The following is a 16,804-nucleotide window of genomic DNA, read 5'->3' on the forward strand; positions in this document are numbered from 1 at the left end:
ACGGCGCGATGGACGGGTTCAAACCCCACAGCTCTCATTGGGGCGCATTCTACGGACGACACCAGGGCGGCGAGCTCGAAATCCATCCGCACCCCGCCGATCCGCATCCATCTCCTTTGCTCGGCAATCTGCCCGCAATCGCCCACAGCTCCGCCCGCATCCGGCGACCGGCCATCAGGCGCAGCTGGCTTGAAGGCAAGCCGAACAACGCGGAGAAGCGCGGAAGCGACGGCTATGTCGAGGTCAGCTGGCGGGAAGCGCTCGATCTGGTCGCCAACGAGCTTCGCCGTGTTCACGTCGAAGCCGGACCGCAGGCAATCTTCGGCGGCTCGTACGGCTGGTCAAGCGCTGGACGGTTTCATCACGCGCAAAGCCAAATCCATCGCTTCCTCAACGTCCTTGGCGGATATGTCAGATCGGTCAATACCTACAGTTCGGGCGCGGCGATGGTCATCATTCCGCATGTGCTCGGCCCTTACGACAGCTTCGACCGAAAGAGCGTCACCTGGGCGGCGATCGAGCGCAGCAGCGAGCTGATCGTTGCCTTCGGCGGCATGGCGGTCAAGAACACCGACGTCCATGGCGGCGGCAACAGCAAGCATGTCGTGCGCCCTGCGTTGAGCGGCGCTCGTGCGCGCGGCGCGCGATTCGTCCTCATCAGCCCGCTCAAGGATGACATTGCCGCCGACCTGGATGCGGAATGGCTGCCGGTCATCCCCGGAACCGACGTCGCGCTCATGCTCGCGATCGCCTTCGTCCTCGTCAGCGAGGAACGGCACGACCGGGAGTTTCTCGACCGCTATACGACAGGCTATCCACGCTTCGAGGCTTATCTGCTGGGACGCGAGGATGGCATTGAAAAGAGCCCGCAATGGGCAGCCGGCATCTGCGGTATTGCGACCCAGACGATCGTGGATCTGGCACGGCGCATGGCGAATGCCCGGACGTTGATCACCGTCAGCCATTCCCTGCAGCGCGCGGACTACGGCGAACAGCCGGTCTGGATGGGGATCGTGCTGGCGGCCCTGCTCGGCCAGATCGGGCTCGATGGCAGCGGCTTTTCCTATTCGCTCGGCGCGCTCGGCAACATCGGCAAAAGCCAGCTCGCCGTCCCCCTGCCAACGCTCAAGCAATTCCACAATCCGGTGCCGGATTTCATTCCCGTCGCACGGATCTCAGATATGCTGCTCAACCCGGGCGAACCGTTCCACTACAATGGCCAGGCTCTGCGCTATCCCCACATCCGCGTCGTCTACTGGGCGGGCGGCAACCCGTTCCATCACCATCAGGATCTCAACAGACTTCGCCAGGCGTTTAAGAAGCCGGAGACGATCATCGTGCACGAAACGGCGTGGACGTCCTCGGCGCGGCACGCCGATATCGTCCTGCCCGCGACTACGACCCTCGAACGCGATGACATCGGTGCGGCAGACCGCGATCCGATGATGATCGCAATGAAAAAGCTGATTGAGCCGGTCGGCGAAGCACGCGACGACTACGAGATATTCGCGGATATCGCAGAGCGCCTCGGCAAGCGAGAAGAATTCACCGAAAACCGGTCAAGCCACGAGTGGCTTGGTTTCCTCTTCGAGACCACACGCGCAGCACTCGCCGCCGGCGGTCATCCGGCGCCGGGTTTCGAGACATTCTGGGAGAAAGGCGAACAGCCGCTGCCGGTAAAACCGGATGATGGTGGACCTGCGCGCGCTTTCCGGGCCGATCCGGAGACCAATCCCCTGCCGACGCCATCGGGCAAGATCGAAATCTTCTCTGAAGCGATAGAGAGCTTTGGTTATCACGATTGCCGCGGCCATCCGCGCTGGTATCAGCCGGGCCCGCAGGCAAAGGCGGCGGAAAGCCAGTACCCCCTTTATCTCGTCTGCAATCAGCCCTATTCGCGCCTTCACAGCCAGCTGGACTATGGTGACTTCAGCCGTTCAACCAAGATCGCGGGCCGGGAACCGGTGCGCATCAACTCGGCCGATGCGGCAGAGCGCGGAATTTCGGACCGCGATATCGTCCGGCTCTTCAACGCCCGCGGCAGTTGCCTGGCGGCTGCGGTCATCAGTGCCGATGTGAGGCCGGGCGTCATGCAGCTTGCCACCGGTGCGTGGTTCGAGCCTGACGATGCGGATGCTCAGATGGCCATGTGCATTCATGGCAATCCGAATATTCTCACCCGCGATGCCGGTACATCGCAGCTTGCCCAAGGCTCGACGGGACAGCTGACGAAGGTCGATGTCGAGCGCTTCACCGGCGAACTGCCGCCCGTACGCATTCTCGACGGTATGACATTCATCACCGGGTAAACCGGCAGCGTGCATCCCCCTGCTGCACGATCAGCTGCCGGAAATCCTGATCCTCGCGCTTCAGACCACCTGACAAAATAATCTACAAATTTGATAGAAAAAGAACAACCAGTCTTTCTCGAAATCGATCCGCTCACATAGGCTCCTGTTCGTAATCAGCTCGGCAACCAAACAGGACCGCTTCATGAACGACCGTTCTTCTCACCTTCATCTCTCCCGGCGTCGTCTGCTGACCGCCACCTCTGCATTGGCATTTGCCGCTCTGGTCGCAACAGCGGGCGTAACCCCGGCATTGGCTGAAGACGGTGCGCATGATGGCGGAGATGTCATCTTTCTGATCGACTCTCTCGGCGACACCTGGATCCCCAACAACAGTGCGATTTCCAGCTTTCAGGGACATATCTGGGGCCATGTGACCGATAAGCTCCTCTATGTCGATGCCGACGGCAAGGTCAGCCCGTGGATCGCCGAACGCTGGGAGCAGAACGACAACGCAACCGAGTTCACCCTGCATCTGAAGAGCGGTGTGACCTTTTCCGACGGTAGCCCGCTTGACGCATCAGCCGTCGTCGCCAATCTCGACATCTGGTATGCCGGCCGCAAGAATGAGGGCGTTAACCCGATAGGCTTGTTCCCCAAGACCTATGATCATGCCGAAGCCGTCGATGCGACCACGGTGAAGGTCTTCTTCAAGAAGCCGACCCTGGGCTTCATCCCGACGCTCGGCTACCACGGCTCGATCCTCGTTTCCCCGAAGACCATCGCCTCGCCGGCGAGCGCCCAGGCGGATCTCAGCAAAACTTCCGGCAGCGGCCCTTACGTCGTCGAGTCATGGAAGGAAGGCGATTACGTCAAGCTCACCAAGCGCAAAGATTACAACTGGGGGCCTGCGGCGGTCGGCCAGACCGGCCCCGCCCATCTCGACACGATCACCTACAAGCTCGTGTCGGAACCGTCGCTACGCGTCGCAGCAGTCCAGTCCGGCCAGGCCGACGTTGCCTATAACGCATCGCCTCAGGAGCTGGAGTCCCTCAAATCGGAAGGCCTCACGGTGGCGACGCCGCGCTATCTCGGCTTCGTCAACGGCTGGGCAATCAACACCAAACTTGTACCCTATGACGACGTGAGGGTTCGCCAGGCGCTTCAGGCGGGCATCAATCGCCAGGAGATCGTCGACACCGTCTATACGCCCGACTGGAAACTCGCGACGTCGTTCATTCAGAGCAACGTTCCGGGCGCGAGCGACCAGAGCGCGCTCCTCGCCTACAATCCTGAAAAGGCAGAGAAGCTTCTCGACGAAGCAGGCTGGAAAAAGGGGCCCGACGGCATCCGCGTCAAGGATGGCAAGCCGCTGTCGCTGACGCTGAACTCGAACCCCTATCTCGCGACGTCAAAATCGATCGACGAACTGATTTCCCAGCAGCTCGGCAAGATCGGCTGGAAGGTCGATATCCGCGCCTACGACGTCGTCACCTTCGGCCAGAAGGTAAAGTATGGCGGCGCCGGAGTACCGGCATATGAAGTGACGCGCTCCTTCATCGACGCCGGCACGGTCGCCAGCATCCTGACGAATGCCAACAATGGCGAGAACTGGTTTGCGCTCGACGAAAGCGACAAGACCCTCAATGATCTGCGCGACAAGATCGCCGGCGCCGGCTCCATCGAAGCCCGCAAGCCGCTTCTCGACGAATTGCAGAAATACGTCCTCGACCAGGGCTATTTCATCCCGCGAACGCAGATCGTCCAGCGCATCTACGTGCAGTCGCCGAAGCTCAAGGGCGAAGTCTACAACGGCGTCGCCTATGCCAGCTACTACACCGCCACGAAGAGCGAATAGCCCGGCGTTCAACGAGAGAAGGTGATAGGCATGAGCAAAGCCTACTTCAAGTACGCAGGAAGGCGGCTCTTGCAGGCGATCGTCGTGATCCTGCTGTCGTATGTCTTCACCTTTGTCGTTGTCAGCATCCTGCCTGGCGATCCGATCACCAATGTCTTGAACAATCCCCAGAACGGCTTCACGCCGGATGAGATTAAAGAAATCATCGCTGCGCAGGGCCTGGATCAACCAGTTCCCGTGCAGCTTTGGAACGCCTTTTCCGGCTTCGTCACCGGCGATCTCGGCCTGTCGATGCGGACCAACCGGCCGGTGGCAACTCTGATCGCCGAGGTTCTGCCTTCGACGCTGGTGCTTGCCTCGGCGGGCCTCGCGGTTGCGCTTTTCCTGGCGGCAATCATCGCCTATGGCACGCAATTTCTGCCGCGGCGGCTTGGCCAGGGCCTGCTGCGCGGCTTCCCGTCGCTGTTCCTTTCGGTTCCGAACTTCGTGATCGGCCTGGTGCTGATCCACCTCTTCGGCTTCCAGCTCGGCGTCTTTCGCGTCATCGAGCCCGATAGCTTCTGGGCGACGCTTTTCGCAGCGATTGCCCTCGGCATCCCGATCTCCGCACAGATCGCCGAAGTCTTGATTGCCAATCTCGACCACGAGTCAGGTCAGGATTATGCCGCCGTCGCCCGCGGACGCGGGCTCGGCCAGATGCGTCTTTTCGTCATGCATCTGCTGAAGCCGTCATCGCTTCCCGTCATCACCGTCGTCGCTTTGACGATCGGCGAATTGCTCGGAGGATCGCTGATCACCGAGACGGTGTTCGGACGCAACGGGCTTGGCAGTCTGGTGCAGCGGTCGGTCAGCACGCAGGACCTGCCGGTGCTGCAAGCGGTCGTTTCGCTCGCCGCGGTGGTCTTTGTGGTCGTCAACCTGATCGCCGATCTCACCTACCCGCTACTTGATCCGCGGGTAAAACTTCTCGGCACGCACCAGCGTCGCCCGACAACCGCTGACGACAGCTCTCCCCCCATCTCCAAGGCGGTGACCCCATGACGCTTGCCTCTGTTTCCTCCAACCCCCGGGCGACGGCGATCGGCCGTCCGACGGGCTTGCGCGTGCCCCCCGTCGTCATTCTGTCGTTCCTGGTCGTAGTTCTGGCGATCGCGTGGTCTTTGGCGCCCAGCCTGTTCACGAGCTACGATCCAGTGAACGGGACCCCCGCCCAGAAGCTGCTTGGCCCAAGTCCGGCGCACTGGTTCGGGACTGATCATCTCGGCCGTGACCTCTATGCCCGGATCGTCTATGGCACAGCTTCATCCGTGACCAGCGCGCTGATCGCGGTCGTGATCGGCGTTGTCGCCGGCGGAATTATCGGACTGCTGGCCGGCTTCTTCGGCGGCTGGGTGGACACGGTCTTCGCCCGCCTCGTCGATGTCCTGCTGGCAATCCCCAAATTCCTGCTGGCGGTCATCGTCGTCACCGCGATCGGTTTCGACACGACCAATGCGGCAATCGCGACGGGTGTTTCCGCCGTCGCTCTTTTTGCCCGGATGATGCGCTCCGAAGTCATCAAGACGAGGCAGGCAACGTTCGTCGAATCGTCCTTCCTTCTCGGCGGCTCCCGCTGGCACATCCTGTGGCGCCATGTGCTTCCGAATGCCTCGCGATCGGTGCTGCCGCTTGCCGTGCTTCAGTTCGGCGATTCCATTCTGGTGATCGCCAGCCTCGCCTTCCTTGGCTACGGGGACCCGCCGCCCGCCTCCGACTGGGGTCTGCTGATCTCGACCGGCAAGGATTATCTGAAGTGGCCCTGGCTGGTTTACGCCCCGGCCCTCGTCACGATCGCAACCGTTCTCTCTGTAAACAGGATCAGCCGATGGCTCCGCAAGACAGACTGACCACGCTTTTGACTCGGCCATCGGCCCCACTGCTGCGGGTTGAAAGCCTGTCGGTGTCTTATGGCAATAGTCGGGTTGTCACTGACGTCGGCTTCGAGCTTGGACGCGGCAAAGGCCTCGCGCTGATCGGCGAATCCGGATCGGGCAAATCGACCATCGCCCGCGCCGTCTTGCGGCTGCTTCCAAGTACGGGACACGCCACCGGCCGCGTCGAATTCGATGGCCAGGAGCTTCTGGGGCTGCCTGAGCGCCGCTTCCGCCCCTTCAGGGGACGCAGGATCGGCTTCGTGCCGCAGGACCCCGGCAATTCTCTGAATCCAGTCCGTACGATCGGCGCGCAGGCAATGGAAGCTGCGGCACTTCTGGACGAGCCGAGGGCACTACACAAGGCGCTCGTTCTGGAGACATTCGCTCAGGTCGGGCTCGACAATCGGCAGCGTGTCTACGACTCCTATCCGCATCAGCTCTCCGGCGGCATGCTCCAGCGCGTGCTCATCGGTCTGGCCGTTCTGCCGCGACCCTCGCTGTTGGTCGCAGACGAGCCGACCTCCGCGCTCGATGTAACGATCCAGAAGCGTATTCTCGACCTGTTGTCGAAGTTGCGGGAGGAACTGCAGATCAGCCTCCTCCTGATCACCCATGACCTGGCGATCGCAGCCGAGCGCGCGGATTCCATTGTGGTCCTCAAGGACGGCGCCATCCAGGAAGCCGGAAACACCGCTACGGTATTCTCCGCTCCTTCCTCGTCCTACGCCAGAAAGCTCCATGACGATGTGCCGGCGCTCAACCCGGACCGATACCGTCCGTTGCGAGAGCCCGGTTTCCGGCGCCTTGTCGCGAGGCACGAAAAAACACCGAAGATCGAAGTCAGCGGCGTAACGAAGAGCTTCACCGTCGACGGTAAGCTGCTGACCGCCGTTAACGACGTCTCATTCGAGGTTCAGGCGGGAACGACGCATGCGCTGGTCGGGGAATCTGGATCCGGGAAAACGACGGCAATCCGGCTTTTGCTCGGGCTGGAACAGCCCGATACCGGAAAGATCGCCGTTGGCGGCGAACAGGTCAACGGCCGATCCCCCGAGCAGCTTCGTTCCATCTGGCGGCACCTGCAGCTTGTCTATCAGAACCCGTTCACGTCCCTCGACCCGACCTGGACCGCCGAGAAAATTGTGCGCGAGCCTCTGGACCGCTTCAAAATAGGGTCTCACCAGGAACGGGCACTCGCGGTGCGCGAGGCATTCGCAGATGTGGGGCTTAGCGAGCATCTCTTGTTTCGAAAGCCCGCCGCCTTGTCGGGCGGCCAGCGCCAGCGCGTTGCCATCGCCCGGTCACTTGTCCTGAAACCCGATGTGATCGTGCTTGACGAGCCTACCTCGGCCCTCGACGTCAGCGTTCAGGCCGATATCGTTGAAGTGCTGCTGTCGCTGCAGGTCAAGCTCGGCCTCACCTATATCTTCGTGTCGCATGATCTGGCGCTGGTGCGCCAGCTTGCTCACACGGTCTCGGTCATGCAGGGCGGCCGCATCGTCGAGCACGGTAGTGTCGGAGAGATCTTCGACACGCCCCGCCAGCCCTATACCCGGTCTTTGCTGGAATCGATCCCGTCAGGGGCCACGCGTTTTGTGCGAAGCCAGCCCCTGCAGCAGCGACAGATCTTCAATGAGGAAAAGATCGCATGAGCGTCATTGCCCCCGCCCCAGCGCCGTCAGCGTCATTCCGTCCGAAGAAGCGGCTCGGGTTCAACACGCGCGTCTCGTTCAAAGATGAATCCGGCCCCGCCCATGGTTTGCGGGAGGGAATCGAGCTCTTCAAGGCGGCCGAACGCCTGGGCTATCAGTCAGGCTGGGCCTATCAGCGGCATTTCGATCACTATCTATCCTCGCCGCTTCCCTTCTTCGCCGCGACAGGTCAGCATACCAGCCATATCGTCCTGGGTTCGGCAGTCATCCCGATGCGTTATCAGGACCCTATCCTGCTGGCGGAAGCAGCAGGCACCACCGACCTCCTCATTGGCGGCCGATTGGAACTGGCGATCTCGACCGGCGCCAACGCCGCCTTCGATGCCGTCTTCGGCACGGTCGACACCGACGCTAGGACAGAAGCCAAGCGCCGTCAGGCGCGCTTTCTGTCCGCGATCTCCGGCGAGGTTCTGCACACCGTCGCGGAATCCGGCCAAGGGGCCGCAGAAGGCAGCCAACTGAAGGTAACGCCGCACAGTCCGACGCTTCGCGCACGCATCCGTCAAGGTTCCGCCAGCCTCGGGTCCGCGATACAGGCTGCCGAACTCGGCATCGGCCTGATCGCTGGAACCGTACAGCACGACCACGCCGAGGGTGAAAGCTTCGGAAGTTACCAGGCCCATTGCATCGAGGCCTTCCGCGCCAACTGGCGGAAGCGGTGGACAAGCGAGCCGCCGCCCGTCGCCGTGGCGGCTTCGGTCCTGGTCGGCACGACGCCGGAGCTGCGGGAAAAATACGCAGCCTATGATATCGAGCGCCGTACTCAGGGTATCGCCGCATCGCGGCCGAAAGGCGCTCTTGAACCCAGCTCGCGGACCAATCAACCGCCGGGGAGCCAGATCTCACCGGTCTTCCACGGCACACCGAATCAGGTGATCGAGGCCGTGCTTGCCGATCCCGGGCTCGCTGCGGCCGACGAGATCGTTCTCTTCCTGCCGCCGGCCTTCGGCCTCGCCGAGAACATCCAGCTGTTGACCGACCTCGCCGAGACCATCGCCCCCAGCCTTGGCTGGTCGCCGGGCTGGTAGAACCTACATTGGATCTCAAACAACGGCAGCCACGGATTAGAGATATTTTTCTATAGTTTCAGTAGAAATAGAAAGACCTGTCTTCCTCGCCGTATGCCTGCCGGCTAACCTTCGACCACCATCGACAATCAGAGGAGCTCCCATGTCCGCGGAATTCATCAGCGTCAGCTTTCCCAACGCCTCGAACGACCTCAATCCCATCCCGGACGCTCCGGTCGATGCACGCTATCTCGAACGCTACGCGCGCGCCCTCGACGACTATGGCTTCAACTATACGCTGATCCCGTACTCGTCTTCCTCCTTCGACCCCTTCACTATTGGCGCCACGGTCCTCGCACACACGAAGAACCTCAAGATCATCGTTGCTCTGCGGCCCAATACCGTCTACCCGACGGTTGCGGCCAAATCACTTGCCACCCTCGATCAGCTGAGCGGCGGCCGCGTCGTTGTCCACTTTATTGCCGGCGGCAGCGATGACGAACAGGCGCGCGAGGGCGATTTCCTCGACAAGGAACAGCGCTACGAGCGCCAGGAAGAATATATCCGTATCCTGCGCCTTGCCTGGACGTCGACTGAGCCCTTCGATTTCGATGGCAAATATTATCAGTTCAAGCAGTTTCGCAGTGCAGTGCGCCCCACAAATGGCACCATCCCGATCTCGGTCGGCGGGTCGTCGGATGCCGCCTACCGGATCGGCGGCTCGCTTGGCGACATCTTCGGGCTTTGGGGCGAGCCGCTGGCGGAAACCAAGCAGCAGATCGAACGTATCTATGCCGAAGCCGCAAAGGCAGGCAGGACGGATCGGCCGCGGATCTGGGTGACCTTCCGCCCGATCGTTGCCGAGACCGACGAGCTGGCATGGGAAAAGGCTCACCGGACCCTCGATCGATTGAAGGGGAACCGGGAAAAGGGCCTTCATCGCGCGCCGCCATCGGCCCCTCGTCCCGCCAATGTCGGATCGCAGCGGCTCCTCGATATTGCCGCCCGCGGTGACGTCCATGATCGCGCCCTGTGGTATCCGACGGTCACGGCGACCAATGCTTCCGGCGCCACGACCGCACTGGTCGGATCGCCCCGAACGATTGCCGATTCAATCCTCGACTACATCGATCTCGGCGCGGATCTGATCTCAATCCGCGGCTACGACAATTTCAACGATGCCGTCGATTACGGACGCTATATCCTGCCGCTGGTGCGCGAGGGCATACGCGAGCGGGAAGAAGTAAAGAAGCAGGCCGCAGCCTGATGATCGAGCGTGACACGGCTTTCGATCCGAGCGTTATAAGAGCGGCGACGCGCGCTCTTGCGGAGGCGGCGCCCGCGGCGGACCGGACCGGGGACTTCCCATGGGCAGGCATCCGCGCCGTCCATCAGAGCGGCTTGCTCGAAAGTACCGTCGCGGTGAGGTACGGCGGCGCCGGCGCAACCCTCCGCGAGGCTGCGACGATCCTTGCAGCGCTCGGGCGGGGTGATCCGTCGGTCGCGCTGATTAGCGCTATGACGATCTTCAACCACCTCGGCCAGGCAACCAAAAACCATTGGCCGGAGGACCTCTACAGAAGCCTGCTTGCTCAGGCCAAGCAGCATCCGCTGCTGCTCAATGCCGCGCGTGTCGAACCGGAACTCGGCTCGCCCGCCCGTGGTGGCCTGCCGGCGACGGTTGCCCGTCGTACTGCATTCGGCTGGTCGATCACCGGGCGCAAGCGGTTCGTCACCGGCGCACACGGTCTGACCCATTTCCTGGTCTGGGCACACACGGATGAAACACCCGCCCGGGTCGGAACATTCGTCGTTCCGAACAAGCTTCCAGGCATTCACGTCATCGAGAACTGGAACAGCCTTGGCATGCGCGCCTCAGGCTCTCACGATGTGGAATACAGTGACGTGGAAATCCCGCTGGAAAATGTCATCGATCTCGTCGATCCCTCCGTCGCCCAGCAGGACAATCGCGCCCATGCGGCAATCACCCTCGCCCTGACCGCGCTCTATCTCGGTGTGGCCGAGGCGGCACAGGAAGCGTTCATCCGCTTTGCTCACGAGCGTGTTCCGACCAACCTCGGCCATCCGATTGCCCGCACCGAGCGCTTCGTGACGCTTTCTGGCGAAATCGACATTCTCGTCTCAGGGGCACGGCAAATCATTTTCGATGCTCTGCAAGACAAGCAAGCCGATGCAGAAAAGCACATTCGGGCCCGGCTGCTTGCCGGGAGGCAACTGCGCGACGCGGTTCAGATCGCCGTGCGCGGCATCGGCAATCCCGGCCTTGGAAGCGACCTGGGGCTTGAACGCCATTTCCGCGATATTCAGTCGGTGCTCGTCCACGCGCCGCAGGAGGATACATCCATTTCCATCCTCGGGCGTGCGGCCTTCGAAAGATGGGAGAACGAGAGTGACTCGGCGCCGGCCAGCCCGGTCAGCCTCACCGTTTTGAGAACTGCCTGAACATGACACGCTACATCATTATCGGTGCCGGCGCAGTCGGCGCCAGCCTTGCCGCCGAGTTCGAAACCCATGGCATTCCCTACGTCTTGGTGGGACGCGGTGCTCAGATCGCTCATATCGCCGACCATGGTCTTTCCTACCGCCGGCCGTCTGAAAACAGAGTTGTGCGGCTCAACGCCGTTGACACGACCACACCACCGGCGCTTCGGCGCGGCGATATTCTCGTCCTTGCGGTCAAGGCGCAGGATGTCGAGGCAGCCACGGAGTTCTGGGCGTGGCGGGACGTCGAGGGTTCAGGCTTCGCGTCGGAATTGCCGCTCGTCACGCTGCAGAACGGCTTGGCGGCAGAGGATATTGCGCTGCGGCGGTTCGATCGCGTCTATGCGGCCAGTATTCGCATTCCTGCGCGCTATACGGTCACCGGCGAGGTCGTCGTCGGCGGCGAGCCGAATGTCGGTATCGTAGCGCTCGGATGTTATCCTCAAGGGCTCGACGCTACTGCCCTGTCGATCGTCTCGGATCTGTCGAGGGCCGGTTATCTTGCCGAAGCACGGCCGGACATCCGCCGATGGAAGGCTGCAAAGCTCGAGCATAATGTGACGAATGCCGTCGAGCTTTTTGCCGGGGCCCCCGAGCTCCGTTCGAAGGCCGCAGCAGCTCTGGCGACAGAGGCACGCGCCGTCCTCGTGGCCGCCGGTCATGATCCAGCGGCGCCTTCGGAGTGGACGATCGATATTTCGTCCTGGCGTGTCGCGCCAGAAAGCGGAATAGAGCCCGGCCAGCAGTCAACCTGGCAAAGCTTTACCCGCGGCAGCTCAAGCGAGGTCGATTATTTAAACGGGGAGATCGTCAGGCTCGGACGTATCCACGGTGTCGCGGCGCCGTTCAATGCAGCCTTTCAGCAGGCTGCAGCAAGGCTCGCGCTCGACGGTCGGCAACCGGGCACGCGGGCGATTGCGGAGGTCTACGGCGAGGCTGCAGACAAGTTCGGGTTCTAGCCTTCCCTGCTCATCCAGCACTGCGATAGAAAGGAAAAATCAATGGGAAATCCACGGATCGTCGGGATAGCCGGGAGCTTCAACCGACCCTCGAAAACGGTGGCGCTCGTGCGTTACGTCGCCGGACTCGTGAGCGACCGCTATGGCTTTGAAAGTGCCATCTACGACATGCTCGACGTCGGACCATCGCTCGGCACCGCCCTTTGGCGCAAGCAGCTCGATGACAAGGCTCAACATGTCCTCCAGGAGATCGTCGATGCCGATATCCTGGTCGTCGGCGCACCGACCTATAAAGGCTCCTATCCTGGTCTCTTCAAGCATTTGATCGATCTCATCGACCCCCATGAACTGAAGTCGAAGCCGATCCTCATTACCGCGACAGGAGGTGGCGACCGCCACGCGCTGATGGTGGAGCATCAGCTTCGTCCCCTGTTCGGATTCTTCATGGCGCACACACTGCCAACTGCTGTCTATGCGTCGGACCGTGATTTTGTTGACTACACCATCTCGTCGGATCAGCTCGGCAAGCGCATTGATGAAGCGGTCGGGGAAGTTGGCGCATTCTTTCCCACGACAGCGGCCACACGTGCGGCAGCCGAGTAAAGCGTCCGTCGAGATCATTGATGAATTCCCCAAGCGTCAGAAGGATCTTGTCGACCATCTCGCGCCGGCGATCCCGCGGCGTCGCGTCATGCAAAACATCGGCGGGCAGCGCGTCTTCGATATCGCTATCGGCCATGTCGCCCACCGCATGAAGGAGCAGCCGCCTTCGGCGCGGGCCGATCCCGTTCCATGAGCCGTGTTGCATGGGTCGGGTGGTGGTTGTATTGAGGTCGGGATATCGCTTCCAGGAATGCCCGTATGCCTCACAAGTTCAACTCCGCCCGGCGGCACAAGATTGCCAGGCAGAAACATCGGGTCGTGAATTGGGCAGAGTACAATGAAAGCTTGCGGCGACGTGGCGATTTGACGGTCTGGCTGAGCGACGATGCGCGAAACCTTTGGTCGGCGTCCCGGCGCCTTTCGCGCGGTGGACAGCGGAAATATTCGGATCTGGCGATCACATTGTGTCTGACCTTGCGCGTCGTCTACGGGTTGCCTCTTCGTCAAACCCAAGGCCTGATACGCAGCGTGGCGAGACTGATGGGCCTTGATGTAGCGGTGCCTGATTTTTCGACCCTGTCGCGCCGGAGCAAGGGGTTAGCGTTGCCGCCGGCAGAGCATCGATCAGGAAATCAGGGGCCGGTTCATCTGGTCGTCGACAGCACCGGTTTGAAGATTGTCGGAGCGGGAGAGTGGCTGCAGACAAAGCATTGCGCCAAGGCTAAACACAAGCGGTGGCGCAAACTGCACCTCGGGCTTGATCTCGTCAGCAGCGAGATTATCTGCTCCGATCTGACCACGGATGAGATCGGTGATCCGACCGCCTTGCCTGACCTTCTCGATCAGATCGACAGCTGCGTCGCACGGTTCATTGCCGATGGTGCCTATGATGGCGTACAGACGCGTAATCTGTTGGCGGCACGGCTCGCTGATAACCCGGATGTCATCATTCCGCCGCCTAAGAACGCGGTCGCTAATTCCGATGCGGCCGTGAAGCCGACGGTTCGGGATCGCCATATCGCCGAGATCGCGCTACGTGGCCGGCTGGCATGGCAAAAGTCGACGGGTTACAATCAACGCACCCGGATCGAGACTCAGATGGGACGATGGAAGGCCGTCATCGGTCCGAAGCTGCGAGCGAGGAAATTTGACAACCAGAAGACCGAAGCCCGGATTGGCGTTCGTGTGCTCAACCGAATGACTGAACTTGGACGGCCTGTCTTCGAACGCACCGCATGAAATCCATCTTGGGAAGGGGAAATCCGCCCAACGGCTGATCCATGCAACACGGCCGCCAATGGTGAACTCTAAGAAGGGGCTGGCTACTGGCTGCTATCGCCCTCAACCCGCCGTTCAGCCAGGAATGAATAGACACCGCAGTGCTCCCTTGACGCTTGTTCGTAACGCTCCGCCAACACCTCCTCCCCGATCACCTGCCGGCTGAGCAGCCCGGCATCCTCAAGCGCCTCGATGTCGGGAAGATCACGCAGCGCCTCGAGTCCGCAGACGGACAGGAAATACGAGGTAAGACCAGACCAGAACAATTCTGTCGTATGAAATTCTTCGAACGGCTCAATGTCATATGTTAGAAGCACCTACAGTATTGCCTTCGCCGCCAAAGTCGAAGCAACTTGAATGGGGCCAACATCATGATCGAGAGTGATACACGGCAAGCAGATTGGCGTCGCGCAAACCCGAAAAAATATGATGCCCATCTGGCCGTCCAAAGAGCATTAAAAGCTGGTCAATTAGAAAAACAAGCTTGCGAGGTCTGCGGTGTTGAAGGCGTCGACGCACACCATGATCAATATGAGAATCCACTGCAAGTACGTTGGTTGTGCCGACGACATCACACTCACCTTCACCACTATGGGGAAGACATGTTTCCACTGAGGTCGATTATTTGATCCATGTTGCGAGACATTGGTCGACGATTCCATCAGGGTGTAACATGGCTTGATAGGATCGAACCTTCGGTGCCTATAGTGCTACGCGCGATGCGGTGTGACCCGTTCATTTCAGGTTCATGCAGCAGGTATAAGCATTTGTGTTATATGGCGAATAGACCAAGGGGAATGTCATGGGACTTTTCGACGGTTTGGGCAATGTCGTCAGCGACGTCTTGAACGGCAGGCCAGTCAATCTTCTGGCCGTCGCCGAAGATGTTTTCCAGAATGCCGGCGGACTCGATGGCGTTCTCACGCAACTCAATCAAAGCGGGCTTGGCCATCAGGTGGCATCTTGGATTGGCACCGGCGATAATATACCGGTGACCGCAGATCAGATCCGCTCGGCGCTTTCGTCCGAACAACTGCAGACCCTCGCCACCAAATTCGGCATCGATATCAGCAAAGTGCCCGAGCTTCTCGCCGAGCACCTTCCGACGGCCGTCGATCAAGCAAGCCCGAACGGAATCCTACCGTCGTCCACGTCCTGACACCACGGCGGAAGTGAAGACTGCCACCCTCAACATCACACCGAGGCCATCCCATGTTGAAGAAACTGTTTCTACCCGCCGCGGGCTCGCTCCTTGCAGCTTTCGTCCTATCGTCGCCGGCAAACGCTCTGACCATGAAGGAATGCAGCACAAAGTATCAAGCTGCCAAGGCCGACGGCTCCGCCAAGGACGTTAAGTGGAACGATTTCCGCGCCAAGTTCTGTGGGGCGGACGCTGCCGCTGACGATAAGGCCGACGAAGCGGACGTCGCCAAAACGAGCGAGAAGGAGCCAGAAAAGCCGACGACCGCGGCACCGAAGAGCGTCAAGTTCCCGAAGGCGGTCGACAAAAAATACTCTAGCGAAACGCCTGGCAAGGCTCGCTTGCACACCTGCGTCGATGCCTATCATGTTGCCAAGGATGCCGGATCGCTCGGAGATCTAAAATGGATCCAGAAGGGCGGCGGTTATTGGAGCCTCTGCAACACTAGCATCAAGACCGCTGGCTGAAGCTGTTTTAGGCCCAAAAAAAACGAAAGGCCGCCTCGTGCGGCCTTTTCTCACTATTGACCAAGGCCAGCACGATCTTCTTAAACATCGCCCGCAAAGCACGGCGCGTAGGCATTGCACGACCTCGCATTCTCCCGCGGCCTCGGTGAGGATCGTTGCAAAATGGTATGGCAACCCCACGAGCAAAGACGTCTTCCCGCAGATCTTCGAGGATGCGGTCTACGCATGGAAGACCGGCGAGTTCGAGGGTGTGAGCGTGTATCAGGCTGAGGATCCGCGAACACCGGTTGAAGCGCCGCAGCAAGGGAGAGAGGAGACCCCTGCCGAGGAAGAGGACGCCGGGGCGAGACCAAGAGAGGAACAGCAAGAGGCGGCGCAAGACGTCGACCGCGCCGGGATACGGATCAATCTGTCCCGCATCAGCGGGAATTGATGCTCATTCTGGCAGTGAATAGCGTGTCAGGATGGCTCCACCTTCTTCGATGGCAATCTCGACCACTTCATTCACGATGCCTTGGGAGATGGCGAGTTCTTGCAGAACGACCGAGAACAGTTCCCGCTGCAATGCAGGTAGAACCTGGGGAACGATGATGACAAGGCCGGCGTGCAACTCCTCTTTTGCGTAGAGTTTTCTGAAGTCGCGCGCGTTGTTCGTCACGAAGGTGAAAGTCCTCCTCGACGATCCTAGGCATCAGATCCCAATCGGTTTCGCCCCTCAGGCCCAACCAATTGACGTGAAAGCAATCGTGGCCCTGATCTTGCGCCACGGCCACGAGCGATGTGTAGAGGCATTCGTCAATGAGGAACTTCACGAGGCCGTGCCTGAGGGTTTCCGGGAACTGGCCGTGGTGAGCTGCAAACGCTTCACCGACTTCACCTTCAGCCCCGGTCTGTCGCAAATTTTTAGCAAGGTCGCAGAACCAGCTGACGCTGGACACACCTACGCAGCGAGTGAAGCGAATTGCTGAAATGGCGATTGGCCACTGGGTGAAAATTGGCCCTTGCGGATCATGTGC

Annotated in this window: 18 protein-coding genes and 1 pseudogene; 17 read left to right on the forward strand and 2 right to left on the reverse strand. The window is 60.6% G+C overall.

The window, feature by feature from the left end; translation table 11 throughout:
* Positions 1 to 8: 8 nt before the first annotated feature.
* From HJB83_RS32695 to HJB83_RS32750, 12 genes are all read left to right on the forward strand, one after another.
* Positions 9 to 2,309: a molybdopterin-dependent oxidoreductase gene (locus HJB83_RS32695; RefSeq protein WP_221159822.1), complete on the forward strand. Its 2,301-nt coding sequence runs from the start codon at positions 9 to 11 to the stop codon at positions 2,307 to 2,309.
* Between the two features lie 184 nt (positions 2,310 to 2,493).
* A complete protein-coding gene (locus HJB83_RS32700) occupies positions 2,494 to 4,146 on the forward strand; it encodes an ABC transporter substrate-binding protein (protein WP_221159823.1) in 1,653 nt (550 codons plus the stop codon).
* Between the two features lie 30 nt (positions 4,147 to 4,176).
* Positions 4,177 to 5,187, forward strand: a complete 1,011-nt coding sequence (locus HJB83_RS32705) for an ABC transporter permease (protein WP_221159824.1) — start codon at positions 4,177 to 4,179, stop codon at positions 5,185 to 5,187.
* On the forward strand, positions 5,184 to 6,032 hold the full coding sequence (locus HJB83_RS32710; protein WP_221159825.1) for an ABC transporter permease: 849 nt from the start codon (positions 5,184 to 5,186) through the stop codon (positions 6,030 to 6,032). Before HJB83_RS32705 ends, HJB83_RS32710 begins: the two co-directional genes overlap by 4 nt.
* The gene (locus HJB83_RS32715; protein ID WP_221159826.1) at positions 6,011 to 7,711 is read left to right on the forward strand and encodes an ABC transporter ATP-binding protein; all 1,701 of its coding nucleotides are present in this window, start codon (positions 6,011 to 6,013) and stop codon (positions 7,709 to 7,711) included. Before HJB83_RS32710 ends, HJB83_RS32715 begins: the two co-directional genes overlap by 22 nt.
* Complete coding sequence (locus HJB83_RS32720; RefSeq protein ID WP_221159827.1) at positions 7,708 to 8,799, forward strand: LLM class flavin-dependent oxidoreductase; 1,092 nt, start codon at positions 7,708 to 7,710, stop codon at positions 8,797 to 8,799. The genes HJB83_RS32715 and HJB83_RS32720 overlap by 4 nt, the downstream gene beginning before the upstream one ends.
* A gap of 142 nt (positions 8,800 to 8,941) precedes the next feature.
* Complete coding sequence (locus tag HJB83_RS32725) at positions 8,942 to 10,045, forward strand: LLM class flavin-dependent oxidoreductase (RefSeq protein ID WP_221159828.1); 1,104 nt, start codon at positions 8,942 to 8,944, stop codon at positions 10,043 to 10,045.
* The gene (locus HJB83_RS32730) at positions 10,045 to 11,241 is read left to right on the forward strand and encodes an acyl-CoA dehydrogenase family protein (protein WP_221159829.1); all 1,197 of its coding nucleotides are present in this window, start codon (positions 10,045 to 10,047) and stop codon (positions 11,239 to 11,241) included. Before HJB83_RS32725 ends, HJB83_RS32730 begins: the two co-directional genes overlap by 1 nt.
* Positions 11,242 to 11,243: 2 nt before the next feature.
* Positions 11,244 to 12,239, forward strand: a complete 996-nt coding sequence (locus HJB83_RS32735) for a ketopantoate reductase family protein (RefSeq protein ID WP_221159830.1) — start codon at positions 11,244 to 11,246, stop codon at positions 12,237 to 12,239.
* Between the two features lie 42 nt (positions 12,240 to 12,281).
* Entirely contained in the window at positions 12,282 to 12,842 is a 561-nt protein-coding gene (gene msuE / locus HJB83_RS32740) for an FMN reductase (protein WP_221159831.1), read from the forward strand.
* On the forward strand, positions 12,826 to 13,035 hold the full coding sequence (locus HJB83_RS32745) for a hypothetical protein (protein WP_221159832.1): 210 nt from the start codon (positions 12,826 to 12,828) through the stop codon (positions 13,033 to 13,035). The genes msuE and HJB83_RS32745 overlap by 17 nt, the downstream gene beginning before the upstream one ends.
* Positions 13,036 to 13,100: 65 nt before the next feature.
* Positions 13,101 to 14,081, forward strand: a complete 981-nt coding sequence (locus tag HJB83_RS32750) for an IS5 family transposase (RefSeq protein ID WP_221159833.1) — start codon at positions 13,101 to 13,103, stop codon at positions 14,079 to 14,081.
* A gap of 83 nt (positions 14,082 to 14,164) precedes the next feature.
* On the opposite strand, the gene HJB83_RS34460 is transcribed toward HJB83_RS32750, so the two are convergent.
* On the reverse strand, positions 14,165 to 14,437 hold the full coding sequence (locus tag HJB83_RS34460) for a hypothetical protein (protein WP_311044505.1): 273 nt from the start codon (positions 14,435 to 14,437) through the stop codon (positions 14,165 to 14,167).
* 54 nt (positions 14,438 to 14,491) lie between these two features.
* On the opposite strand from HJB83_RS34460, the gene HJB83_RS32760 reads away from it, so the two are divergent.
* The 4 genes and pseudogenes from HJB83_RS32760 to HJB83_RS32775 all read left to right on the forward strand — a co-directional run.
* Entirely contained in the window at positions 14,492 to 14,749 is a 258-nt protein-coding gene (locus HJB83_RS32760; RefSeq protein ID WP_221159834.1) for a hypothetical protein, read from the forward strand.
* 173 nt (positions 14,750 to 14,922) lie between these two features.
* Positions 14,923 to 15,279, forward strand: a complete 357-nt coding sequence (locus tag HJB83_RS32765) for a YidB family protein (RefSeq protein WP_221159835.1) — start codon at positions 14,923 to 14,925, stop codon at positions 15,277 to 15,279.
* 53 nt (positions 15,280 to 15,332) lie between these two features.
* Positions 15,333 to 15,788, forward strand: a complete 456-nt coding sequence (locus tag HJB83_RS32770) for a hypothetical protein (RefSeq protein ID WP_221159836.1) — start codon at positions 15,333 to 15,335, stop codon at positions 15,786 to 15,788.
* A gap of 136 nt (positions 15,789 to 15,924) precedes the next feature.
* Positions 15,925 to 16,221 (forward strand): annotated as a pseudogene (locus HJB83_RS32775) (conjugal transfer protein TraH); the annotation flags it as partial.
* Between the two features lie 67 nt (positions 16,222 to 16,288).
* On the opposite strand, the gene HJB83_RS32780 reads toward HJB83_RS32775, so the two are convergent.
* Positions 16,289 to 16,555: a hypothetical protein gene (locus HJB83_RS32780; protein ID WP_311044506.1), complete on the reverse strand. Its 267-nt coding sequence runs from the start codon at positions 16,553 to 16,555 to the stop codon at positions 16,289 to 16,291.
* Here HJB83_RS32780 and HJB83_RS34650 point away from each other — a divergent pair.
* Positions 16,436 to 16,756, forward strand: coding sequence for a hypothetical protein (locus tag HJB83_RS34650; protein ID WP_311044507.1), 321 nt, complete (start codon positions 16,436 to 16,438; stop codon positions 16,754 to 16,756). The two genes, HJB83_RS32780 and HJB83_RS34650, sit on opposite strands and share 120 nt — an antisense overlap.
* The last annotated feature ends 48 nt before the right edge of the window (positions 16,757 to 16,804 follow it).

This window comes from Rhizobium sp. NZLR11 (assembly GCF_019685115.1).
Lineage (GTDB): Bacteria > Pseudomonadota > Alphaproteobacteria > Rhizobiales > Rhizobiaceae > Rhizobium.